This window comes from Salisaeta longa DSM 21114 (assembly GCF_000419585.1).
Taxonomy (GTDB): Bacteria; Bacteroidota; Rhodothermia; order Rhodothermales; family Salinibacteraceae; genus Salisaeta; species Salisaeta longa.
Window position 1 is genome coordinate 2,910,624 of the sequence record NZ_ATTH01000001.1, and the last position, 24,496, is coordinate 2,935,119.

General features: G+C 65.3%; 13 protein-coding genes. 7 read left to right on the top strand and 6 right to left on the bottom strand.

Annotated elements, in window-relative coordinates; genetic code table 11:
- The first annotated feature begins 20 nt into the window (after window positions 1-20).
- The 4 genes from SALLO_RS16980 (at window position 21) to SALLO_RS0112290 (ending at window position 8,729) form a co-directional block, all read left to right on the top strand.
- Complete coding sequence (locus SALLO_RS16980; RefSeq protein WP_084696286.1) at window positions 21-3,422, top strand: VCBS repeat-containing protein; 3,402 nt, start codon at window positions 21-23, stop codon at window positions 3,420-3,422.
- A 116-nt stretch (window positions 3,423-3,538) separates the two neighbouring features.
- The gene (locus tag SALLO_RS16985) at window positions 3,539-6,781 is read left to right on the top strand and encodes a VCBS repeat-containing protein (protein WP_169577930.1); all 3,243 of its coding nucleotides are present in this window, start codon (window positions 3,539-3,541) and stop codon (window positions 6,779-6,781) included.
- Window positions 6,782-6,980: 199 nt separating this feature from the next.
- Window positions 6,981-8,228 carry a vanadium-dependent haloperoxidase gene (locus tag SALLO_RS16990; RefSeq protein WP_211214092.1) on the top strand — a complete coding sequence of 416 codons (1,248 nt, stop codon included), beginning with the start codon at window positions 6,981-6,983 and terminating at the stop codon, window positions 8,226-8,228.
- Window positions 8,229-8,264: 36 nt separating this feature from the next.
- Window positions 8,265-8,729, top strand: coding sequence for a TonB-dependent receptor plug domain-containing protein (locus tag SALLO_RS0112290; protein WP_028567220.1), 465 nt, complete (start codon window positions 8,265-8,267; stop codon window positions 8,727-8,729).
- 122 nt (window positions 8,730-8,851) lie between these two features.
- On the opposite strand, the gene SALLO_RS0112295 is transcribed toward SALLO_RS0112290, so the two are convergent.
- The 5 genes from SALLO_RS0112295 to SALLO_RS0112315 form a co-directional block, all read right to left on the bottom strand.
- Window positions 8,852-9,847 carry an SPFH domain-containing protein gene (locus SALLO_RS0112295; protein ID WP_022836608.1) on the bottom strand — a complete coding sequence of 332 codons (996 nt, stop codon included), beginning with the start codon at window positions 9,845-9,847 and terminating at the stop codon, window positions 8,852-8,854.
- Between the two features lie 51 nt (window positions 9,848-9,898).
- Window positions 9,899-10,810 (bottom strand): SPFH domain-containing protein, encoded by a 912-nt coding sequence (locus tag SALLO_RS0112300; protein ID WP_022836609.1) that lies wholly within the window; start codon window positions 10,808-10,810, stop codon window positions 9,899-9,901.
- Between the two features lie 27 nt (window positions 10,811-10,837).
- Complete coding sequence (locus SALLO_RS16995) at window positions 10,838-11,377, bottom strand: NfeD family protein (protein WP_022836610.1); 540 nt, start codon at window positions 11,375-11,377, stop codon at window positions 10,838-10,840.
- 131 nt (window positions 11,378-11,508) lie between these two features.
- Window positions 11,509-12,144, bottom strand: a complete 636-nt coding sequence (locus SALLO_RS0112310) for an ABC transporter ATP-binding protein (protein ID WP_022836611.1) — start codon at window positions 12,142-12,144, stop codon at window positions 11,509-11,511.
- Between the two features lie 27 nt (window positions 12,145-12,171).
- Window positions 12,172-13,419 carry a hypothetical protein gene (locus tag SALLO_RS0112315; protein ID WP_040605771.1) on the bottom strand — a complete coding sequence of 416 codons (1,248 nt, stop codon included), beginning with the start codon at window positions 13,417-13,419 and terminating at the stop codon, window positions 12,172-12,174.
- A gap of 159 nt (window positions 13,420-13,578) precedes the next feature.
- On the opposite strand from SALLO_RS0112315, the gene SALLO_RS0112320 reads away from it, so the two are divergent.
- Together SALLO_RS0112320 and SALLO_RS0112325 are read left to right on the top strand one after the other, a co-directional pair.
- The gene (locus SALLO_RS0112320; RefSeq protein ID WP_228702812.1) at window positions 13,579-14,412 is read left to right on the top strand and encodes an undecaprenyl-diphosphate phosphatase; all 834 of its coding nucleotides are present in this window, start codon (window positions 13,579-13,581) and stop codon (window positions 14,410-14,412) included.
- Window positions 14,413-14,521: 109 nt separating this feature from the next.
- Window positions 14,522-15,337, top strand: coding sequence for an EcsC family protein (locus SALLO_RS0112325; protein ID WP_022836614.1), 816 nt, complete (start codon window positions 14,522-14,524; stop codon window positions 15,335-15,337).
- A 19-nt stretch (window positions 15,338-15,356) separates the two neighbouring features.
- On the opposite strand, the gene SALLO_RS0112330 is transcribed toward SALLO_RS0112325, so the two are convergent.
- Entirely contained in the window at window positions 15,357-16,478 is a 1,122-nt protein-coding gene (locus SALLO_RS0112330) for a Nif3-like dinuclear metal center hexameric protein (protein WP_028567221.1), read from the bottom strand.
- Window positions 16,479-16,803: 325 nt separating this feature from the next.
- Between SALLO_RS0112330 and sov the strand changes: the two genes are divergently transcribed.
- The gene (sov, locus tag SALLO_RS17000) at window positions 16,804-24,462 is read left to right on the top strand and encodes a T9SS outer membrane translocon Sov/SprA (protein WP_157621444.1); all 7,659 of its coding nucleotides are present in this window, start codon (window positions 16,804-16,806) and stop codon (window positions 24,460-24,462) included.
- Window positions 24,463-24,496 lie beyond the last annotated feature (34 nt).

The following is a 24,496-nucleotide window of genomic DNA, read 5'->3' on the forward strand; positions in this document are numbered from 1 at the left end:
TAACTGTGCATGCAGCCGTGATGTCTCTTTTGTTTCGTACACGACGGCTCCTCGGTAGGCTGTGGGTCGGTGCACTTTTGCTGGTCGCCGGTTGCCAGGACGCGGACGCTCCGGTGGCCTCGCGCGCCGAGCGGGCGCCGGCGCCGCAAGATACGACGCTCTTCACGCGGCTGCCCGCGGCCCACACGAACGTCGACTTTGCCAACACGCTCAACCTCACCGAGGAGACAAACGTCTTTACCTATCGGCACTACTACAACGGCGGCGGCGTGGCGCTGGGCGACGTAAATGGCGACGGCCGCACCGACATCTACTTCACCCACAATCAGAAGAAGAACCGGCTGTACCTGAACCGGGGCGACTGGTGGTTTACGGACGCCACCGAGGCGGCCGGTGTGGGCGGCACGCGGGCGTGGTCGACCGGCGTCACGATGGCCGATGTGAACGGCGACGGACGCCTCGACATCTACGTGTGCAACTCGGGCGACATCGCGGGCGACGATAAGCAAAACGAACTCTTTATCAACCAGGGCCCTGATGCGAACGGCGTCCCGCAATTTGAGGAGCAGGCCGCACAGTACAACCTCGACGACGAGGGCTACGGCACCCACGCCTCGTTCTTCGATTACGACCACGATGGCGACCTGGACGTCTACCTCCTCAACAACTCGTTTACCGACGTCAGCAAATTCGACCTGCGCGATAATCAGCGCACGGTGCGCGACGCCCTAGGCGGCGATAAGCTTCTGCGCAACGACAACGGCACGTTCGTGGACGTGACCAAAGCGGCCGGCATCTACAGCAGCGAAATTGGCTTCGGACTGGGCATCACCGTGGGCGATGTGAACCGCGACGGCTGGCCCGACCTCTACATCTCAAACGACTTCTTTGAGCGCGACTACCTCTACATCAATCAGCAAGATGGCACCTTTCGGGAGGCCCTCACCGAGCAAATGCGCCACATCAGCCTCTCGTCGATGGGCGCGGACATGGCCGACGTGAACAACGACGCGCAGCCCGACATCTTTGTAACGGATATGCTGCCCGACACCGATCGCCGCCTCAAAACGACGTCGGTCTTCGAGTCGTGGAACGTCTACCAGATGAAGCTGCGCAACGGCTACTACCACCAGCTCATGCGCAACATGCTGCACCTGAACAACGGCAACGGCACCTTCAGCGAAATTGGGGCGCTGGCCGGGGTGCATGCCACCGACTGGAGCTGGGGCGCGCTGCTGGCCGATTTTGACCTGGACGGCCTGAAAGACATTCTCGTGACCAACGGCATCCGCCGTGACCTTACCGACCAGGACTTTATCCAGTACCTCGCCAACGAGGAGACCTTCCGGCGCCTCACGGCCGATGGCGACGTGGAGTTCATGGACCTCATCAAGGAAATTCCGGAAACCCCGCTGCCCAACTACGCCTTTCGGAACGTCGACGGCTACCACTTTGCCGAAGCGACGCGCGCCTGGGGGCTGGGCCACCCGACGTTCTCCAACGGCGTTGCCTATGGCGATCTGGACAACGACGGCGACCTCGACCTCGTCGTGAACAACCTCGACCAGCCGGCCCACATATACCGCAACGACGCCCGCCAATCGACCAACGCGCACTACCTACAGATCGCGCTGCGCGGCGCGCCGCCCAACACGCACGGCATTGGCGCGAGCGTAACGCTGCGCGCCGACTCGCAAACGATCTACCTGGAGCAGATGCCCGCGCGCGGCTTCCAGTCGAGCGTAAGTCCGGTGCTCACGGCCGGCCTGGGCGCCATCGACACGCTCGATCAGGTAACGGTCACCTGGCCGGACGGCCGCACCACCATCCGGCGCAACGTAGCCGCCAACCAGCGCCTGGTCGTGCAGCAGGCGGAAGCCGGGGGAACGGTGCCGACGCCGCCCGACGCCCCCGCCCCTACGTGGACGAACGTGGCCACCGCCACCGGCCTCGACGTGCAGCACAACGAGAACGACTTTGTCGACTTCAACCGCGAAGGCTTGCTGCCGCGCAGAGTCTCCACCGAAGGCCCGCGCCTGGCCGTGGGCGACATCAACGGCGACGGGCGCGACGACGTGTTTATCGGCGGCGCCAAGGAGCAGCCGGCCCGCCTGATGGTGCAGCAGCCCACCGGCACGTTTGTGGCGACGAACGAAGCGCTGTTTGCCGACGATGCCCTCTCGGAAGATGCCGAGGCGGCGTTCTTTGACGCCGATGGCGATGGCGATCAGGACCTGTACGTGGCAAGCGGCGGCTACGCCTTCGCGCCGGGCCACCGGGCCCTGCAGGATCGCCTGTACCTCAACGCGGGCAGCGGGCAGCTGACCGACGCCACCGACCGGCTGCCATCCCTGGAAACGAGCGCGTCTGCGGTGGCTCCGTACGACTACGACCGCGACGGCGACACCGACCTGGTGGTGGGCGGGCGCGTGGTGCCGTGGCGCTACGGCCTTACGCCCCGGTCGTACCTGCTCGAAAACGACGGCACCGGGCGGTTTACGGACGTGACCGAGGCGCGGGCTCCGGCGCTCGCGCGCATCGGCATGGTGACGGATGCCGTGTGGGCCGATCTGACGGGCGACGCCCGCAAAGAGCTGGCCGTCGTGGGCGACTGGATGCCGCTCACAATCTTTCGCGCGTCGGGCGGGGCGCTCCGCCGCGACACCACCCTGGTGCATGACGCCGCCACCGGCTGGTGGACCCGCGTGCATCCGGCCGATCTGGACGCCGACGGCGACACCGATCTGCTCACGGGCAACTTCGGAACCAACATGCGGCTGAAGGCTCCGCCTGGCCATCCGGTGACGATGCACGTGGGCGACTTCGACCGCAATGGCTACGTGGAGCAGATCGTGAGCTTTTATAACGACGGCGGCACGTATCCGCTGCCGTTGCGCGGCCCGCTGATGGACCAGCTGCCCATGCTGAAGCAGCGCTACGTGAAGCACGCCGACTATGCCGAGCAGACCGTTCGCGACCTGTTCTCCGATCGGGTGCTGGCCAGCGTGCAGAAGCACACGGCCGAAACGTTTGAAACCTCGCGCTGGATGAATGACGAGGGCACGTTCGTGCGGCGGCCCCTCCCGACGCGCGCGCAGTTTGCGCCCGTCTTTGGCATAGCCACCGGGCAATGGACGGGCGACGGGCGGCTGGATGTGCTGCTCGCGGGCAACTTCTTTGGCATGCTGCCCAACATTGGGCGGCTCGATGCCAGCTACGGCACGATGCTGCGCAGCACGCCGTCTGGTGCGTTTGAGGCGCTTCCGGCCACACAGAGCGGGCTCTCGCTAAACGGGCAGGTGCGCGACATCGCCCAACTGCGCATCGCGGGCCGCGGCACCGTGCTGGCCATCGCACGCAACGACGCGCCGTTGCTCCTCCTCGAACCGCCGTCTTCGCTGCTTACCGCCCGTACGCCATGACTCGTCGATTCGCTCTCTGTTGGTGTTTTACGCTTCTTGCGTTGATGGGGTGCGCGAGCCCCGAAGCGCCGCAACGCCCTGCGTTGTTCGCCCGGCACGACAGCGCGCGCACCGGCGTGGCGTTCCAAAATACGCTGCGCGAATCGGCCGACCTCAACATTCTGAACTACCTCTACTACTACAACGGCGGCGGCGTGGCCGCGGGCGATGTGACGGGCGACGGGCGCGTCGACCTCTACTTTACGGCCAACGAGGGGCCGAACGCGCTGTACGTCAACCAGGGCAACTTCCGCTTCAAAAACGTCACGCAATCCGCGGGCGTGGCCGGTTCGGCCGACTGGACGACCGGCGCCACCATGGCCGACGTGAACAGCGACGGCCGCCTCGACATCTACGTGAGCGTTGTGGACGGCTACCGGGGCCTGGAGGGGCACAACGAGCTGTTCATCAACAACGGCGACGGCACGTTCAGCGAGCGGGCCGCGGCGTACGGACTCGATGTGCGTGGATTTGGCACGCAGGCGGCGTTTTTCGATTACGACCGCGACGGCGACCTCGATGTGTACCTGCTCAACCACTCGGTGCACTCCACCCGGAGCTACGGACGGCGCGCTACGCTTAAGAACAAGCTGGATCGGAACGCGGGCGACCGGCTCATGGAAAATCGCGGCGGGCGCTTCGTGGATGTGAGCCGCGCCGCGGGCATCGCGGGCAGCGCCCTGGGCTACGGCCTGGGCGTGGTGGTGAGCGACCTGAACACCGACGGCTGGCCCGATCTTTACGTGGCCAACGACTTCCACGAAAACGATTACTTGTACCTCAACACGGGCGAGGACACGTTTCGGCAAGTCATCACGCAGGCCGCGCCCCACACCAGCCATTACGCCATGGGCGTCGATGCGGCCGACATCAACAACGACCGGCGGCCCGACCTGATGGTGCTGGACATGCGCCCGCGCCGCGAGGCCATCCTCAAAACGTCGGCGGCTACCGAGTCGTACAACGTCTATCAGATCAAGCGGCGTTACGGCTACCATCATCAGCTGATGCGCAACACCTTGCTCCTCAACCAAGGGCAAACGCGCTTTAGCGACGTTGCGTACCTTACCGGCACGCACGCCACCGACTGGAGCTGGGCGCCGCTCTGGGCCGACTTTGACCTCGACGGGCGCAAGGATCTGTTCGTCACGAACGGCATCTACCGGCGGCCCAACGACCTCGATTACATCAACTACGCCTCCAACGCCGCGGTGCAGCAATCGCTGGAGGCCGGCGTCACCGCGCAAAACCTGTCGCTGATTGAGCGCATGCCGCAGGTGCCCATCCCCAACGCGGCGTTCCGCAACGCGGGCGGGCTGCGGTTTGAAGATGTCGCGGCGCGCTGGGGATTGGCCAGGGCGGGTTTTTCGAACGGTGCCGCCTACGCCGATCTGGACAATGACGGCGACCTCGATCTGGTGACGAACAACGTCAACGCGCCGGCCGGGCTCTACGAGAACCGCGCCGATACCCTACGCGCCGGCCGCACCCTCACGATCCGGCTGCGCGGGCCGACCGACAATCCGTTTGGCATGGGAGCCCGCGTCGCCGTGACGGCCAACGGACAGACGCAATGGTTGGAGCTGTACACCACCCGCGGCTTTCAGTCCAGCGTGCCGCCGCGTCTTACGGTGGGCCTTGGGGGCGCCGCACAGGCCGACACCGTACGTGTGCTATGGCCCGACGGCCGCGTGAGTCTCCGCACCACGGTGCCGCCGGGCCCCCTGACTGTGCGCCACGCCGATGCTACAACGCGGCCCGCCCCGTGGCCAAGCAACGAAGCGTCCGGCGGCGTGCGCGTGCGGGCCGTCGACCCGCCGCCGGGGCTGGCACTGACGCATCAGGAAGATCGCTACAACGACTTCAACCGCGAGCCGCTGGCTCCGCACATGCGCTCAACCGAGGGGCCGGCGTTGGCCGTGGGCGACGTAAACGGCGACGGCCGCGACGATGTGTATCTGGGCGGCGCGCACGGGTTTGCTGGCGCGCTGCGGGTGCAAAAGCCCGATGGATCGTTTCGGGGCACCGCGTCGGATACGCTGTGGGCCGCCGAGGCCCGCTTCGAGGACGTAGACGCGGCCTTCTTCGATGCCGATGGCGACGGCGATCAGGACTTGTACGTGGCGCACGGTGGAAATAGGGTGGGGGCACCTGCCGCTGTGTTGCGCGACCGCCTCTACTGGAACGACGGCGCCGGGCACTTCCGACGCGCCCCCGATGCGCTTCCGAGCCACCAACCGGCCACCGCGGGCGTGGTGGCGCCGCACGATGTGGACGGCGACGGCGACGTGGATCTGTTTGTGGGCCGCCGGGGCGTGCGCGGGCAGTACGGGGCCGTACCGGCGAGTGCGCTGTGGCTCAACGACGGCACCGGGCACTTTCGGGACGTGACCGGCACGCGGGCGCCGGCGCTAGATACGTTGGGGATGGTGACGAGCGCCGTGTGGCTCGATGCAACCGCCGACGGTCGCGCGGATCTGCTGGTGGCCGGCACGTGGATGCCGCTGACGCTTCTTGTGCAACAGCCCAATGGGACCTTTGCGCGCCGCGTGGACAGCGCGGGCCTCGGGCAAACATCCGGATGGTGGAGCGCCCTGCACGCCGTTGACATGGACGGCGACGGCGACCGCGATGTGCTGGCGGGCAACCTGGGCCGCAACACGTTGCTCCACGCGTCGCCGCAGCACCCGCTCCGGCTCTACTGGCACGACTTTGACGACAACGGCGCACGGGAGAGCATCGTGACGTATTACCACGACGGCGCCGCGTACCCGCTGCCAACCCGCGATGCACTGATCGGGCAGATTGGCGGGCTCGAACAGCGCTTTCCGACCTACGAAGCCTTCGGCGCGCGGCGCCTGGAGGACATCTTTGCCGATGCCGTGCTGGCAAAGGCACAGGTGCGGCGCATCACCGAGCTGCGCAGCGTGTACCTTGAAAACCGATCCGACGGGACTTTCGCCGTGCGTCCGTTGCCCCGGCGCGCCCAAGTGGCCCCCGTGTTTGCGATTACCACCGCCGACATAAACAACGACGCCCGGCGCGATGTGCTGCTCGCGGGCAACTTCTACGGCGTAAAGCCGCAACTGGGCCGCTACGACGCCAGCTATGGCCACGTGCTGCTGCAAGACACCACGGGCGGCTTCCGGGCGCTGCCGCCTTACGCGAGCGGATTGTACCTGGAGGGCCAGGCGCGGGCGTTTGGATGGGTGCGCGACGGCAATGGCTCCCGCCGGCTGCTGGTAGCGCGCAACGACGCCGCGCTCCGGCAACTCGTTATCGATGCCGCGCGGCCCTCGCTGGCGTCTACCGCTCCATAGAAAGAATCAATACGCCGATTTGTGGCTACCAATGCACACGGTATTCAAGGACAAGCATAACGGGACGATGAGGCATACATGGTTGCTACTGCTCCTGTGTATCGTCTTAACGCCTGCCTGCGAATCGCAGACGGCGTACCGCGCGGCAATCGACGATGCGGAGGTGCTGCATCGGTCGGTGAAAGCGTTGTCGGATGTCATGGTGTACGATATTTTTAGTCCGCCGCAGGCCAGTCGGGCGTTTGCCTACACCAGCGTGGCAGCGTACGAGGCCCTGCAGCACGGCGATCCGGCCTACCAGAGCCTGGCCGGTCAGCTGAATGGATTGACGCCGGTGCCCGCGCCGGATACCACCCGGCCGCTCGCACTGGAAGTGGCCGCCGTGCATGCGTTCTTTACCGTGGGGCGCTCGCTGGTGTATTCCACGAAGCGCCTAGATGCCGTCCACCAAAAGATGCGCGCCTACTTCAAAAAGCAGGGGGTGCCAGCGGCGGTGCTCCGCCGGTCGGTGGTTTATGGCGACACGGTGGCCGCGCACATCCAGCGCTGGATGGCAGCCGACCGCTACAAGCAAACCCGCAGCGCATCGCAGTTTACCGTGACCGACGAGCCGGGGCGCTGGCAGCCCACGCCGCCGGCCTACATGGACGCGATCGAGCCCAATTGGGATAAGCTGCGCCCCTTTGTGATGCAGCGGGCGGCGCAGTTTAAGCCGGCGCGTCCGTACGACTACAGCATGCAGCCGGGCACGCCGTTCTACAAGCAAGTTATGGCGGTGTACGAGGCCGTTAAAAACGCATCGAAGGAGGAGCGCGCGATTGCTGCGTTCTGGGACTGCAACCCCTACGTGATGCACACCCGCGGCCACGTGATGTACGCCACGAAGCACATCACACCTGGCGCGCACTGGATGGGCATCGCGGCGGTGGCGGCGCGCAAAGACAGCGCTTCGCTGATGCGCACGGCCGAGACCTATGCCCTGACCGGCGTGACCCTGGCCGATGGATTCATCAGCGCGTGGGACGAGAAGTACCGCAGCGACTTGGTGCGCCCCGAAACGGTCATCAACGAGCACATCGACCCCGACTGGCGGCCCATTTTGCAGACGCCGCCCTTCCCGGAGTATACGAGCGCGCACAGCGTCATCTCGGCAGCCGCGGCCGAGATGTTGACGGCGCTGTATGGCCCAAACTTTGCCTTCCGAGATACCGTGGAGGTTGAATACGGGCTGCCGGCGCGTTCCTACGCGTCCTTCCGGTCCGCCGCGCAAGAGGCTGGCGTGAGTCGGCTGTATGGGGGCATCCACTACCCCATGGCGTACAAACGCGGACTCACGCAAGGCCGTCAACTGGGCCGGTACGCCGTGCAGACGTTGCGCACACGCGCTGCTGGGGCACCGGCGCTAGCAGCGCGGAGAAACCGTGCACCGGCTCGCGGCGTTGAGTAACGTGTCTGTTTAACACGTACGCAATGCGGGGGCATTATGCTACGGGCTATTCTTACACTCTTTCTTGCCGCCGGACTCCTGGGCTGCTCGGCAAGTGAAACGACCCGTACGGAGGAGCGGGTGCATACGGGGTACGGCAGCGAAACGGCATCCGACTTCACGGGAGCGGCGTCTACCGTCGACGCGGAGGACGTGGCGCAGCGCACCGGCGCGGTGCATTTTGCTGATTTGCTGCGGGGCCAAGTGGCCGGCGTGCAGGTAGGTTACGCACCAGGCGGCGGACTCAAAATTACTATCCGTGGCGCCACCTCCATGTACGGAAGCAACCGCCCGCTGTACGTGGTAGACGGCATGCCCGTAACGCCCGGCGTGGGCGGCGCGTTGAGCTGGCTGAATCCGAAGGACGTGGCGTCCATCACCGTGTTGAAAGACGCTGGGGCGACCGCCATTTATGGATCGCGCGGAGCCAACGGCGTTATCGTCGTAGAAACGAAGCAATAGAGGCAAAGCCCCCCGCGGCCCGCCAACGCCTGTGGCATATTCTGCCCTGGTGCGTACGCTGACGGGCCCCGGCGCGCGTCCTAAAGTTGCGTAAGCGGAGGGCCGAGCGGCACGACGTCTACCTACGCCGTTGAATCCTCGGCATCCGGGGCGGCCCCGTCGCCTTGCGCGGTGGGGGCGCCGCTCGGTTGGAGCGCAAAGTCGTCAAGCGCCAGCCCACTGAGCACCGCGTCGTAGCGCGTGAGGTCGGCCGGGAGGAGCACCTTGTTCTCCTGACGCCCCAGGCGGGCGACGGTGTCGAGGTACTGTTCGGCTAGGCGCAGCTTCACGGCCTCCTCGCCGCCCGGCTTGGAGACGGCATCGGCAATGCTCTCAATCGCCTCGGCCGTCGCGTTGGCTATCTCCTCGATCTCCTGGGCGCGGCCCTCGGCCTCGTTGATGCGCCGCTGCATCTCGCCTTCCGACTGGTTGATGAGCTCTTGCTTTTGGCCCTCGGCATCGTTTACGGTCGACTGCTGCTCGCCCTCCGAGCGGGCCACCACGGCGCGCCGGTCGCGCTCGGCGGTCATCTGGCGCTCCATCGCCTTCTGCACCGTACGCGGCGTGTCGATGTTTTTGATCTCGTAGCGATGCACGCGAATGCCCCAGGCCTCGTCTACTTCATCGAGCACGTCAACCACCGACTGGCTGATGAGGGCGCGTTCCTGGAACGTGGTGTCGAGCTCCATCCGGCCAATGACCGAGCGGGTGGTCGTTTGCGCGAGCTGAATCGCGGCCCGGCGGTAGTCCGTCACGCCGTAGCTCGCGTTTACCGGGTCGCTTACGCTGATGTAGATCACGCCGTCGACGCGTACGCGCACGTTGTCGCTGGTAAAGCAGTCCTGGGGCTCGACCGGAATGGCCTGCTCGCGCAGGTCGTGAACGTAGGCGACACGGTCAAAAAAGGGCACGAGCGCATGAAAGCCCGCGTCGAGGGTCTTGGAGTAGTTGCCAAGGCGCTCCACCACGTAGGCGCTTTGCTGCGGCACAAGGCGGATGGCACGCAAAAACTTGTAGAGGATGTAGAGGGCCAGCAGGCCAAGAATGGCGAGGCTGGCATCGTTGAGCGTCTGTAGCATAACAGGGAAACGGTTGGCGGAAGGCAAAGCGGCGGTAAGGCGGCGGGGCAGCTATTGGCCCGTGTGATCGCTGACCTGCGACACGCCCTCAAAAAAGGTCTTTAGGTTGGCGGCCTCCACCGGAAGCACGCTCACGTTGGCACCGTCGATGACCGTGCCCAGGCGGTCGATGTACTGCTCGGTGAGGCGCATCTTTACGGCCAGGGAGCCGCCCGGCTGGGCGATGGCGGTGGCGATGCGCTGGAGGCCCTTGGCGGTGGCGTTGGCAATAAGTTCCATCTCTTGGGCCTGGCCCTTGGCTTCGTTGATGCGCTTTTGGCGCTTGCCCTCCGACATGAGAATGGCGCTGCGCCGCTCGCCCTCCGAGACGTTGATGCGGGCGTCACGCTCGCCGCTCGACATCGTGATCTCGGCGCGCTTGTCGCGCTCGGCCTCCATCTGCTTCTCCATCGTCTGGGTCACTTCCGCCGAAGGCTGAATGTCCTTAATCTCGTAGCGCATGACCTTAATGCCCCACGGGTCGGACGCCTTGTCGAGCTCGCGCACGATGGCTTCGTTCATCTTGTCGCGCTCGCTAAACGTATCGTCGAGCGTGATTTTGCCGACCTCGCTGCGCATGGTGGTTTGGGCCAGGTTGATGGCGGCGAGGCGATAGTCGTTGATGCCGTAGCTCGCCTTTCGTGCATCCATCACCTTCAGGTACACGAGGCCGTCCACATCCACCTCAATATTGTCTTTCGTGATGCACTTTTGATGGGGCACGTCGATGACCTGCTCGCGCGTTTCTTGACGGTAGGCCACGCGATCCACAAACGGGATGACAAAGTGCAGGCCGGGCGAGAGGGTGGCGCGGTACTTCCCGAGGCGTTCTAAGATCACCTCTTCCCGCATTTCCACAATGATGAACGTGTTGTAGAACACGAACAGGGTAAGCAGCAGAAGAACGACAAGGAGCGTAGCCATAAGAGCACGGGGTTCGTGAGGACGACGTTAGCGGGAGCGGTGCGGTGTGCGCGAAGGTGTGGGCTGCGTATCGGGGCTTAGGGCATCTTGGTATTGCATATCGAGGTCGCTGCCGTCGGTGGGTTCAACGATCCACGTGAGGTTCTCGCGGTAGACGATGCGGGCCTCGGCGCCTTCGGGCAGGGTGCCTTCGAGCGTGCGGGCGTCCCAGGTCGCGCCGCGAAAGCGAATGCGCCCCGGGGTGGTGGGCGTGATGGCCTCGACGACATCCACCGTTTGCCCCATGGCGTCGGCATCTTCATCGGTGAGCTGCACCACGCTGTCGCCGCCAAAGTAGCGGGTGGCCAGCGGGCGCAGGGCGATGGTGAGGCCGGTGGAGAGGAAGAGCCACGTGAGGAGGGCGGTGAGCGGGTCGACCACGAAGCCCATCACGCGCAGCCCGCTTACCACGAGCCCGCCAATGCCAAGGAAGAAGGCTACGCCGCCGGGCAGCACCGTCTCAAGGAGCATCAGCAGCAAACCACCAAGGAAAAACCCCCACGTAAGGAGCTCAGGATCGACAGACATACGCGCTGCATCAACAGGTGAAAGAAACTGGTGCTGCAGTGTAAGCAAAATGCACCGGAGCTACAACACAGGTACGGCCCAGGCGTCGTCACTGTTACAGGCGCGTGGAAAAAAACGGTTCGGGGGGCCAGCTAACGCCCGAGCGTGAGGTGGGCGTCGGCGAGGGCGGCCAGGGCGTCGGTTTGGTGGCTGGAGACGATGGCCGTGCCGCCGCGCGCTACGTGTTCGCGCACCAGTGCTACCGTGGCAGCGATGGCGTCGGTGTCGAGGCTGCGAAGCGGTTCGTCCATGATCAGGACGGCGGGCTGGGCAACGAGCGCTGCACCGATGAGGGCCTTTTGGGTCATGCCGCTGGAGTAGGTACCAATGCGGCGCGTGCGGCGCTCGTCAAGGGTGAGGCGATCGAGAAGGGCCTGAGCGGTTGCGTCGGGGGCGTCGGCTGTGGGGCGCCGGCTGCGCAGCACCCACAGCAGCAGCTCGACGGCGGAAAGCTGCGCGGGGAGGTCGGCGCTGGCGGGTACGATGCCCGCATGCTGGAGGAAAGCGCGCGGTTGTTGGTGGATGTCGAGGGATCCGTAGCGCACGCGGCCCGCGGTGGGAAGCGCCTGCGCCGTAAGCACCCGCAGGAGCGTCGTTTTGCCAGCGCCGTTGGGCCCGGTGATGAGCGTGCAGGTGCCGGGCGCAAAGGTGTGCGAGAGGTCGCGCAGCACCGGCGCGTGGGTGCCGTAACGTTTGGTGAGGGCGTCAATGACGAGCGCGTCGGCCATAAGGCAGAACGTAGGTGAGGGCAGCAGCTAAGCGAGCTGGCGGCGGTGATTGTACTCGTGGAGCAGGGTGGTGGCCACGGCACACACAAGCGCAGCGCCCGCATGAAGCAGCGCCACCTGTCCGATGGCGGCCATGCCCACCCGGTCGCTCGCCCACGCCACAAGGGCTACGCTCAGCACATGCGGCAGCAGCCAGCGCAGGTTGACGAACAGGCGGGTCACGATCCAGTCGGGGACGGACTGCATGATGTGTTGAAACGCGGGCGGCGCGAGGCGCGCGTCGGCCAGGAGCGCGCTCGGCGCTACCGAGCCCAGCACAAGAAGCGCCGTGTAGACGACGCGCACGGGCTGCGATACGCCGGTGTACACGAGCAGCCACAGGCCCATGTGGCCCACGGCGACGAGGCGTCCGAGCGGGAGTTTCCGATCCAGCTGCAGGAGGCTTGCCCAGGTGGCGGGCCGCCAGCGGGCGGGGACCCAGTAGGTGGCGCGGTAGGCAAGCGAGCGGCGCTCGCCTTGTACGAGCCCCGTGGTGAGCACTTCGCTAAAGAACGCCTGCGTCGCATAGAACCATCGGTCGTATGCGGGGGCGAGGGTGCGAAAGCGCCACGCCACGCCAGCGGTAAGGACAAGACCGGGCACCAGGCCCCAGCCGTTGCCCCACGTGTTGGCCGTAAGAGCGGTTGCCACGGTGGCTAGCAGCAGCACCCCGTAGCACTGGAACGTAGCGCCCAGTGCTGGAATCAGGCCGGGCGGAAGGTCGAGGCCCTGGCCGGTTTCCTCTTTGACGGCGCGGTAGCGTTGGCCGGCGCGGCCGTCGTGCCACGCCTGGGCCCGCGGCCCCAGCTGTACGTAGCGCGCCACCGTGTAAGCCATGGTGCCAAGCAGCACCAGCAGCACCTGCAGAAAGGGCAGCAGTGCCATCGCCTCGCCGGCAAGGCTGAGCGCCAAAGCCGGCAGCACCGTAAGCCCCAACAGCGGCAGCATGCTGCTTGCAACATGCGTCAGCAGCAGGGCGCGTTGGGGCGGGTTCACGAGCTGCAGGAGGGTAAGGTTGCGCTCCGGCCAGCGCAGGTTGGGCAGGGCCACCACCACGCCGCCGCCCGCAAGTAGCATCCAGAGGCGCAAGGCCGTCCCCTGCGCGGCCCGCGTGGCATCCAGCGCATAGCGCCAGCACGCAACCACCAACAGCGCCGTGAGGCCGCCCCACAACACGCGATGCACCCACGGGCGCTCGGGGGCAAATACCAAACGAAGGGACGGGCGATGGGCCATTGCAGCAGCAGATGGTCAAAAGCGTACAGAGGCACACGTGCAGTGTAGATGCGCGCCGGGGCGATTGCTACCCGATGGCAGAAACACACGATGGATTCACGCCGGCGCGCTTCCGAAGAAGAACGGCAGCCCCTATGCTGTACCGCACGCACATTCTGTATGGCACAGCAACTGCTTATGACGTGGTGGGAAGCGCTCATTCTGGGCCTGGTACAAGGCCTCACCGAATTTCTGCCGGTGTCTTCGTCGGCGCATTTGGTGCTGGGGGAATACGTATTGGGCCTAAACGCTGCAGGCACGGGCAGTCTCACCTTTGAGGTGTTCGTGCACTTTGGCACGATCCTTAGCATCTTTACGGTGTACAACCTGCGCGTCAAGGAGCTGGTAACGGAAACGCTCGCGGCGTCCATTCATCCGGGGGAATGGGCCGCGCGGTTCCGCGAGCGTCCGCCGTTTCGCACCGCCGTCTACATCTTGATCACGATGATCCCGACGGGCATCACGTACGTGCTGTTCAAGGATTTCTTCGAGCGGGCGTTCGACGATCCGGAGCTCGCGGCGGGCATGCTGCTGGTTACCGGCGTGCTCCTGTTGCTCACGCTGCTCCGCCCCAACCCCTCGGGCGAGCTCACCGGCGGAAAGGCGCTGCTCGTCGGCGTGGCGCAGTCGTTTGCCATGATTCCCGGCATCTCGCGGAGCGGCGCTACCATCTGCACTGCGCTTTACCAAAACGTGAATCCGGAGCGCGCGGCCAACTTCTCGTTCCTGATGTTGCTGCCGGTAGTGCTGGGGGCCACGCTCATCAAAACGATCGAGCTCGCGCAGCAGGGGCTGGGCGAAGCGTGGCTGCCGTTGGCGGTGGGCACCTGCGCGGCCTACGGGGCGGGCATTCTGGCCATTAAAGTCGTCATCGACTTTGTAAAGCGCGGCCGCTTGCAGTACTTCGCGGCCTACTGCTTTCTTGTTGGCGGGTTGGGGCTGTGGCTGCTATAGGGGAAAGCGCCCGGCGGGCCGCGTAACATCGGCAGCGTATAGCGCGTTATGATGCACGTACTGCTGTGCGCTCACGCACGCCACCCTTCTGCTTACCGTCAGGACGTTTATGCGCCTCACCGACCGTGAAAAAGACATCCGCCGCGAAATTGAAGCCTGGCAGCACGCCGACGCCTCGGTGGTTACGCAAGCCATGGATTGGGCCATGCGCCCGCTCGACTGGGCGGTGCAACAGGTGACCCCGCCCGAGTTGGTCGACCAGATGAGCGACCGCATTGGCGAGTTTCTGGCGATGCTGAGCGACGCCTCGGAGTGGACCTTTGCCGATGACGATGTGCTGCAGGCAGCAGAAGAACGTGGCCTCGTGGCTGAGGTCGTCAGCGACCTGCGGCATGAGCCGCTGCGGGAGCTCGACGCGTTGGCGCGGAGTCGCTTCCGGCAAAACGCCTTGCTGGCTGCACTGGAGGGCGGCGGCACCGGGCTCGGCGGTGCGGCGCTCATCGCGGCCGACATCCCATTGCTGTTTACCATCAACCTGCGCCTCATCCAGCAGATCGGCGCCTGTTACGGCTTTCCGATGCGTGGCCCGGCGTTTCGCCCGCTGGTCCTCTCCATCTTCAACATTGCTGCCTCGGGCGGGCGCGAGGCCCGTAACGAGGCGCTGCGGGAGGTGAGCGTAGCCGCGGCGGCATTTGCGAATGGGCAGGCCTACAAGGGGCGCGTCTCGGGCACCTTCCGCGATCAAAACCGCCACCTGCCACGCGAGATTGCGAAGGCGCTCGTGGGCCGCAAGGCGGGGCAGGTCGTTCCCCTCGCGGGGGCCGCGGTAGGCGCGGGCGTCAACTACTGGTTCACGCAGCAAACCGCCGAGGCCGCCCACATGTGCTTCCGCGCGTTGTACCTCGACTGGAAGGAGCGCCTCTGAGCCGCACCCCAGCACGCGCCTACGGCACAAACGTGCGCATGGGGCTGGTGCGCGTTTCGGTACGGCGAAACGCGACGTCGGGGAAGCGGGCGGCGAGCCAGTCGCGGAGCAGGGCCTCCGTCAGCGCCTCGGTTTCGTAGTGGCCCGCGTCGATGAGCGCCATGGCGGGCGCGCCGTCGGTATCCAGCACGTCGAAAAACGTATGATACGTCACATCGGCCGTTACGTACGCATCGGCCCCGGCCGCTTGCGCCTGGCCGACAAAATCGCTTCCCGCGCCCCCACATACGGCCACGCGCTGCACGGAGGCCGCCGGGTCGCCCGCGTAGCGCAGACTGCCTGCATCCAGCCGGTCGGCTACGCGCGCCAGGAAGCTGCGCAGCGGCATGGCCTCGTCGAGATGGCCCACCGCACCAAGGCCCGCCTGCGTGTTTTTCTGCTGGACCGGATAGACGTCGTAGGCCACTTCCTCGTACGGATGCGCCGCGCGTAGTGCATCCAGCACCGCGCCCAACGTCCACCGGGCCACCTCGGCCTCCAGCCGGTATTCGTCGGCAGAAGACAGCGTGCCGGGCGTGCCGGTGTGCGGATCGGCATCCTTGTGGGGGCGGAAGTAGCCCGTGCCCTTGGTGGCAAAGGCGCACGCGTCGTAGTCGCCAATCCGCCCAGCGCCCGCGTCAGCAAGCGCGCTGCGGACGTCCTCCAGCGCCTCGGCCGGCACAAAGGTCGTCAGCTTGTAGAGCGTCTCGGGAAAGCCATCGAGGAACGAGACCTCCTGGAGGCCCAGGTGCTCGGCCAAGGCAAACGATACGCCGCCCGGGGCCGCGTCGAGGTTGGTGTGGATGCTAAACAGCCCGATCCCGGCCTCCGCCAGCCGGAGCGCAAGCGACGAAGGATAGTCTGCAGCCGTAACCGACGTGAGCGGACGAAAGATCAGCGGATGGTGCGTCACGATGAGGTCAGCCCCCACGTCTTGCGCTTCGCGTAACACCTGCGGCGTGCAGTCCAGCGCCAGAAGTACGCGCGCAACGGAAGCATCCGCGCGGCCCACTTGCAGCCCCACGTTGTCGTAGTCTTGGGCAGAACCCGGCGGCGCCCAGGCATGCAAGGCGCGGGCGATGGCGCGAACAGAAGTGGGCATAGTGGCAGGTGCGTTGTGAACGGCGTGCGAGTGGATGCAGGCGTGGACCGTTAAACATCTGAACCGCGCGTTGGACGTGCAAGTGGACGCCCGATGAACTTCGCGTGGGAGGCGTCGTACGTCTACCGCAGTGTTGCACCTTCCATACGGCATTGTTACCATTGCCATGTGCCGGCGCGGCACGGTTTGCACAGACCTCTCTTCTGACTCAACACCCTCTGCGTATCGGCTGTTGTTACGTTCGTTTGCGTCCTTTTTGCATGGTATCAGGGCTGGCTGCCGAGGCCACACCTGATTTGTTTTTAGACGGTACGTAGTGGGAATTGTGCATCGTAGCAAAACGCATTCATGGTATCGCGTGGGCGGATGGCTGGCCGTCGCGCTGCTTGTAGCAAGCGGCTGGGCGGTGCTCATCCGCGAGTTGCCGGCGGTGGCGCAGGGGCGCCGGGTCGCGTTGCCGCTCGCGCCCTCCGACACCGACTCTACCGCGCAGGCCCGCCCCGTGCCCAACGCGGGTGTCGTGCGGGGCCCTTCGGATACGCTCCGCGCCGACACGCTCCAAGCCGACAGCCTGCAAACAGCATCCACGTCGCGCCCGGATACCGGGCGGGTGGCCAGCTACGTGGTCCCTTCGCCCTGGCAGCGCCCGTCCCTTTTCCCCTCGGCGCAGCCCTTCACCCAGCCGCACCCTTTGCAGCCCCAAACGGTGCTCGACTCGGCCGGCGGCTACGTGGTAGACACCTACCCGCGCGACGGCGCCTTTTACGTTCCGGATAGCACGTACCAGGCCATGCGGCTTCGGGCCGGGGTGCAGGCGAACTGGCAGTCGCTCATTGCCCAGCGCGACCAGAGCCAGCAAGACCGGGCCGGGTTTGGCGTCAATCTCGCCATCCCGGGCGGCTCGCAAAGCGCCTTTTCCACCATCTTTGGCGCGCCGCAGGTTGACCTGCGCATCAACGGGCAGGCCAACATCAACGCCGGGTTCGACTACCGAAAGAGCGACCGGCAGGTGGCCATTAGCGGCAATGCCTCGCAGCTCGATCCGCGGTTTAAGCAGGACCTGCGCCTGGGCATCACCGGCACCATCGGCGACAAGCTGCGCATCAACGTCGACTGGGACACCAACAGTCCGTTCAACTACCAAAACCAGCTCAAGCTCAAGTACACGGGCTACGAAGACGAGATCATCCAGAGTGTAGAGGCGGGCAACGTGTTCTTGAACACGCCCTCGCAACTCATTCGGGGCGGGCAAAGCCTGTTTGGCCTGAAGGGCCAGTTTCAGTTTGGCGATCTCACGCTTACCACTGTGGCCACGCAGCAAGAAGGACAGGCGCAGTCGCTCACCATTGAGGGCGGCGCCGAAACGAGCACGTTCAACCTGCGCCCCACCGACTACGACGCCAACGCGCACTTTTTGCTGGGGTACTACTTTCGCAATCGGTGGAACGATGCCCACAACAATCCACCCAACGTGACGCTGTTTGACGGCTTTGGCGGGCTGTTGGAGATTGAGGTGTGGAAGCTGCAGACGCGCCCCGATCCGGATGCCCAAAACGTGCGGCGGGCGGTGGGCATGGTGGATCTGGCCGAGCCCACCGCGCTCGTCGAGCAGGCCGACCGCTTCACGCAGCCGGTGCTCCCGCGGCCCACTGCCGACCAATACACCGACGCCGAGATCCAGCGCCTGCGCGACGGCGACCAAGTGGCCAGCACGTACCTCACCTCGAACCAGATGAACGTCCCGCTCGACGAGCAGAGCTTTCAGGAGGGCGTCTTTCGGAAACTGGAGCGCGGGCGCGAATACACCGTTGATGAGCGCCTGGGCTACCTGTCGCTCACGCAGAGCCTGCAGCCCAACGAGGCGTTGGCCGTGGCGTACCGCTACACCGTGAACGGACAAACCGTAACCGTGGGCGACTTTGCGGCCGACCAGGGCGGCACCACCGGCGGACAAGACGCCGACCGGCTCGTCCTCAAGCTGCTGCGCCCTTCCAACCCCGTGCAGCCCAGCGTGCAGGAAAACCCGGCCGCGTGGCACCTGGCCCTACGCAACATCTACCGCCTCAACGGCCGCCGGTTTACCCCCGACAATTTTCAGCTCGACATTTCGTACAATCCGCCGGGCAGCGGCAACCGCACCGTTATTCCGGCGGTGGCCGGGCAAACGCCGCTGCTGCGCGTGTTCGGGTTCGACGCGCTCAACCAAAACAACGGCCCCGAGCCCGACAATCGCTTCGACTTCGTGCCCGGCTTTACCATCGACCCGAGCAACGGGCTGCTCATTTTCCCCGACCTGGAGCCTTTTGGCGCGCACCTCGCCGATGTGATTGCCTCCAACGGCGGCGACCCCAACGGAGCGGCCGAGCAGTACCTGTTTCGGGACCTCTACCGGCTCAAAAAAGAGAACGCGCAGCGCCGGCAGGCGCGCGACGTGTACCGCGTCAACGGGGAGTTTCGCGGGGCGACGAAGCAGTTCTACGACCTGAAGGCGTTTGCCGGCATCGTAGAAGGCTCGGTGGAAGTGACCGCCGGGGGCACGCCGCTGCAAGAGGGCACCGACTACGTGGTGGACTACCAGGGCGGCACGGTAACCATCACCAATCCGGCGTACTTGCAGGCGGGCCGCGACATCCAGATCGATTACGAGCAGAACTCCTTCACGCAGGTCCAAAAGAAGACCCTCCTCGGGGCGCGCGCGGAGTACGCCGTCGGCGAGAAGTACGCCCTGGGGGCCACGCTGATGCGCCTCAGCGAAAAGACGCCGGCCGATAAGTTTCGCATCGGCGAGGAGCCCATCAAGAACACGCTGTGGGGTGTAGACGGCTCAATGGACGTGCAGCCGCGCTGGCTCACGCAGGCGATTGACGCCTTGCCGCTGGTGCAAACAAAAGCCGAAAGCCGCGTGCAGGTCTCGGGCGAGTTTGCACAGTTCCGCCCCGGTTACACGCGCACCGAGGCGTACGAGCGAACGCAAAACGAATTGCAGGAGGCCGGCGAGCAGTTTGCCCCGGACGAACGCCGGGGCATCTCCTATATCGACGACTTCGAGGGCTTCGAAAACTCGTTCTCGCTGCGGCAACAGCTCGATGCCTGGACGCTGAGCGCGCCGCCGGTGTATCCGCAAAATCAGCCTGCCGGCCCGCAGGCCGACTCGCTGGTGTCGAACTGGCGGGCGACGCTGGGCTGGTATCAGCTCAACGAAAACTTCCTGGAGACGCTTGAAGGCCAAACCACGCAGCGCGGCCCGGCCGAGGCCACCGAGATCGTCGACGTGCGCGATGTCTTTCCGGATCGGGACGTGAGCGGGCAGTCGAACCCGACCATCCGCACGCTCGACCTGTACTTCAATCCGTGGCAGCGTGGGCCGTACAACTTCACCACGGCGCTGGGCGACTTCATGCGCCAACCCAGGCGCACCTGGGGCGGCATCACGCGGCGCATCCCGGAAGGCTACACCGACTTTACGCTCCAAAACGTGGAGTTCGTGGAGTTCATCGTGAAGCCGTATGCCGAAACGCCGAGCGGCAGCCCCACCGATGAGGCGATGCTCTACGTAAACCTCGGGTCGATCTCGGAGGACGTGGTGCCCAACAATCAGCTCAACGACGAGGATGGGCTCTCGCCCACGTTTAGCGCGGCAAACCTCGATCGGTGGAGCCGCCTGCCGGGCGGGCAGAAGAATACGGCGATCGACGTTACCGGCCAGCGCACCGAAGACCTGGGGCTCGACGGGCTGGTGTCGTACAACCCGCCGGCGTACGCCACGCCCGAAAGCGAGCTTCAGAAATACGAGGCGTTTGTGGCATCGCTCGATCAGGTCAGCCGGGCGGGGCTCTCGGCCGAGGCCCGCACCCGCCTCGACGCCGCGATTGCCCGCGCGCGCCGCGACCCGTCCGGCGACGACTATCACTACTTTAGCAACAACGCGTACTTCGCCGATCCATCGTTCTATCCGACCACCCTCTACCCGCAGGGCGCGACCGTGCAAGAGCGCTTCAGCCGCTACTACGCCGGCAAGGAGCTGAACTCCTTCGTCGCGCAAAACGAGCTGGCACAGGGCGTAAGCGTGGCCCGCGGCAACGTGCGGCGCCCCGACAGCGAGGACCTCAACTTCAACAGCGGGGTCGATTTTGCCAACGACTACTACGAGTACGCGGTGCCGCTCAGCCGCGCGCGCCTCGATGCCCTGGCCCAACCGCGCGCGACCGACGACTACGTGGTGGGGAAGGTGGGTGAGGGCTGGTACAAGGTGCGCATCCCCGTCAACAACTTCACGCGTAAGGTGGGCACCATTGATGGGTTTAGCCGCATCGAGTCGATTCGGCTGTGGACGACCGGCCATGCGGCGCCGACGACGGTTCGGTTTGCGGCGCTGGAGCTGGTGGGCAGCCAATGGCGCAACTCGGACGCCGTGGCCGCCGAGGAGGCGCGCACGACGCAAGAAGGCGGCGCCGAGCTCAACGTGACGAGCATCAACAACGAGGAAGACCCCGTGTATCAGCCGCCGCTGGGCGCCATTGTGCCGACCACGCGCACGGCGAGTGGCGGGCAGCAGCGCAGCCGCGAGCAGTCGCTCGTCGTGCGCGTGGAGGACCTGGCCCCCAACACCCAGCGCGGCGTGTTTAAGACGTACAGCCGCGCCCTCGATCTGCTCAAGTACTCGAACCTGCGAATGTTTGTGCATGCGCACGGCGCAGCGTCGGGCGCCAACGTGCAGCAGCGCATCCGGCAGAACGCGCGCCTCTTTGTGCGCCTCGGGTCGAGCGAAACCGGCGCCTACTACGAGTACGAGCAGCCGCTGGTGGTGAGCCCGGTGCCCACCGGAAGCGAAACGCGCAGCCAGCTCTGGCCCGACAGCAACGCTGTAAACATCCGGCTGCGTACGCTCAACCAGCTGAAGGTGGCGCGCGACCGCAGCGGCTTTCCCATTGACTCGGTGTATGCGAGCACGCAAGCGCCCAGCGTGCGGCTGGGCGATGCTCCATCCGGAACCGTTGTGTATGTCAAGGGCACGCCCTCGCTGCGCAACATTAACACCGTCGTGATTGGGCTGCGGCATCGCGGGGTCACGAACGCCATCCTCGACGAGATAAACCTGTGGGCCAACGAGCTGCGCGTGTCGGGCTACGACCAGTCGACCGGGTGGGCGGCGCTGAGCAACATGAACGTGCAAATGGCCGATTTTGGCACGGTGCGCGCGAGCTTCGAGCAGCGCACCGCCGGTTTCGGATCGCTCTCTAGCACCCTCGCCAACCGGAGCCTCGACGCCCGCCAGAATTGGACGGTGGGCGCCGATGTGAGCCTAGACAAGCTACTGCCCAAGGCCCACGGGTGGCAGATGCCGGTAACCATGCAGATGCAATCGCAAACGACAACGCCTACGTTCGATCCGGTGCGGGGCGACGTGCGCGTGGCAGCCCTCGTCGAACGCATCAACGCGTTGCCCGACAGCAGCCTGCAACGGCAGTACGGCGCCAACACGTCGCCCGATGCGCTGCGCGAGCAACTGCGTGATAGCATTCGCACCGCCGCTCAAAACCGCAGCATACAGCGCTCGCTGACAATCCGCGTGAGCAAGCGCAACTCCGAGTCGCCGTGGCTGCAGTACACCATGGACGCGATCGGCCTCAGCTTTAGCTACTTCGACCGTGCCGCGCGCTCGCCGCAAAACGCGATCAACGATCAGTGGCAATGGAATGGGACCTTCGATTATCAGCTCGACTTTGGTGATGCGGCGACCGTAAAACCCTTCTGGTTTTTGGGCGGCGTGCCGGTGCTCGGCGCGCTTGGGAATGTGCAGTTTAACTACAAGCCCCAATCCGTTAGTTTTCGGGCGAGCGCGAACCGGTCGTTTAGCCAAACCAAGAGCCGGTCCAGCGTAGCCCAGGCCGAGGCAGGCGTGCTGCCCGACCGGCTCGCCAATCCGCTCCGCGAGAACCAGTCGTTCCAGCACCAGCGCACGTTCGACCTGCAGTACAACCCGTTCACGTTTCTCAACCTGAACGTGAGCACCACCACGCAGCAAAGCCTCAACGATGTGGGCGCGCGCCGGCGCACGAACCTCATCTTGGTCGATTCGCTCAGCCGCATTCAGAACGTCTACCCGAATCTCACGCAAGAGGAAGCCCTGGCGCAGGGGATTATCTCGCAGGCGGACATCGACGCGGGCCGCGTGTTTGAAGAAGAGCGCCTCATGGCCCGGCCCGAGGACGAGGTCTTCCGCGACGTATTCTTTGGCGCCGCAAGCCCGCGCACCAACACCTACGAGCAGCGGCTAAGCGCCACGTTTACGCCCACGTTCTTGGAGGGCGAAACGTTCAACTGGATTCGGCTCGATAACATCGCATACAACGCGTCGTTTGACTGGCAGAACGCGTCAGAGGGCAGCGCCACCGGCGCCACGGTGAAAAACACGGTGGATGTGCAAACCGGCATTACACTGCGGCCGAACAAGGTGTGGGAGCGGTTCGGGTTTTTTGAGCGGTGGAAGGAGGCGCAGCGCAGCAGCGACGCAGCAGAGGCATCGCCCGCGCCACCGGATACCGCTGCAGCAGACAGCACCGGTTTCCTTGCCGACCTGCCGTGGCCCGATCCGCTGAAGATAGCCCGTGGGGTGGCGCTCACGTTTATGGATGTGCCCAATCTTTCGTTTACCTACAACGCCTCACGAAGCGCGCGCTCCTCGGGCGTTGGCCGGGTGCAAGACGACGGCTCCATTGGCGTCGATTACAGCGTGCTCGACGCCCTGCAGGGCCAGGGCCCGTCGCTGGGCTACCGGCTGGGGCTGAATCGGCGCATCGATCCATCGCAGCGCATCGTGGATTCGCTCCGCCAGACGACGGATGCGTTTCGGAATACCAACCGCTTTGGCGCCACCACCACGCTGACGCCCAGCCGCAACGTGCGCGTGACGCTCGACTGGAGCGCGGCCTGGAGCAACGATCGCACCGTGCGGCTGCGGCCGCTTGCGGCGGGTGAGGCGTCGCCCGATGCACCCGTTTCGAGCGCCGGGCAGCCGTTTGCGCGTATTTCGACGGTGCGTGGGCAACGCGAGACCTCGGTGTGGAGCTTTGGGGCCTCGTATCGCGATGTGTTTGCCAACCAGCTGCAAACCTTGCGGGCGTCGGCCGCGCGCCCGGCCACCGATACCTTGCAGGCCCGCGCCACGGTGCTTACCAACGCGAGCGCCGCGTCGGCTTTCCGTAAGGGTTTCGTGAGCGGCGTGGGCACCGTCGGCGACGGATTTCCGCTTCCGCTGCCGGGGTGGCGCATGTCGTACACCGGCCTTTCGCGCTGGCCGTTCGTGAAGCGCTTCGTGCAGCAGGCCACCATAAGCCACGACTACCGAAGCACCTACACCGCGTCGTACCAATCGAACCCGACGGCCGGCGCCATTGGGTCCGTAGCCCTCGGGGCCCGCACGTTTCAGTATGTGCGCCCAGGCCAGTCCGTAGAAAGCGCACGACTCATCGAACGGTTCAATCCGCTCATTGGGCTGGATCTTACGTGGACGGATGCCCTGCAAACCAGCATCGAGTGGAACACGACCAACGAGGTGGCGCTCAGCACCTCGCGCATGGGCGTGCAGCAGGCCGAGACCAGCGAGTTGTCGTTCAGTGCTTCCTTCCGCAAGCGGGGCCTTCAACTTCCGTTCTTCAACCGCATTCAGAACACGCTCGAATTCTCATTAAACGTCCGGCGCGCGGTCACCGATCGGCGCCGCTACGTGATGCGCACCGCCCTGGCAAATGCCCTCAGCGATCCGTCGTTTACGGCCGAGCAGGCGCTCACGGGCGACAACGTGGCCCCGCTTGAGCAGACCACGCGCCTCACCGTTGCGCCCCAAATCTCGTACCGCGTCAGCAATCGCGTGCAGGCGGCATTTCAAATGGAATACGTGCGGCTGCAAGGCGACAGCAACAATCCGTCGTTCACCGAAATGCGTGGTGGCTTTAACGTGACGGTCAACATCAGCGAAAATTGATCGCGCACGGTTGAACGATGCGCCAGAGGACGTA

Coding starts and splice junctions, on each gene's coding strand:
- SALLO_RS0112300 (WP_022836609.1), bottom strand. CDS start 10,810: ATGGCTACGCTCCTTGTCGTTCTTCTGCTGCTTACCCTGTTCGTGTTC.
- SALLO_RS16995 (WP_022836610.1), bottom strand. CDS start 11,377: ATGTCTGTCGATCCTGAGCTCCTTACGTGGGGGTTTTTCCTTGGTGGT.
- SALLO_RS16990 (WP_211214092.1), top strand. CDS start 6,981: ATGGTGTACGATATTTTTAGTCCGCCGCAGGCCAGTCGGGCGTTTGCC.
- SALLO_RS0112320 (WP_228702812.1), top strand. CDS start 13,579: ATGGCACAGCAACTGCTTATGACGTGGTGGGAAGCGCTCATTCTGGGC.
- SALLO_RS0112325 (WP_022836614.1), top strand. CDS start 14,522: ATGCGCCTCACCGACCGTGAAAAAGACATCCGCCGCGAAATTGAAGCC.
- SALLO_RS0112295 (WP_022836608.1), bottom strand. CDS start 9,847: ATGCTACAGACGCTCAACGATGCCAGCCTCGCCATTCTTGGCCTGCTG.
- SALLO_RS0112315 (WP_040605771.1), bottom strand. CDS start 13,419: ATGGCCCATCGCCCGTCCCTTCGTTTGGTATTTGCCCCCGAGCGCCCG.
- SALLO_RS0112330 (WP_028567221.1), bottom strand. CDS start 16,478: ATGCCCACTTCTGTTCGCGCCATCGCCCGCGCCTTGCATGCCTGGGCG.
- SALLO_RS0112290 (WP_028567220.1), top strand. CDS start 8,265: ATGCTACGGGCTATTCTTACACTCTTTCTTGCCGCCGGACTCCTGGGC.
- SALLO_RS16980 (WP_084696286.1), top strand. CDS start 21: ATGTCTCTTTTGTTTCGTACACGACGGCTCCTCGGTAGGCTGTGGGTC.
- SALLO_RS0112310 (WP_022836611.1), bottom strand. CDS start 12,144: ATGGCCGACGCGCTCGTCATTGACGCCCTCACCAAACGTTACGGCACC.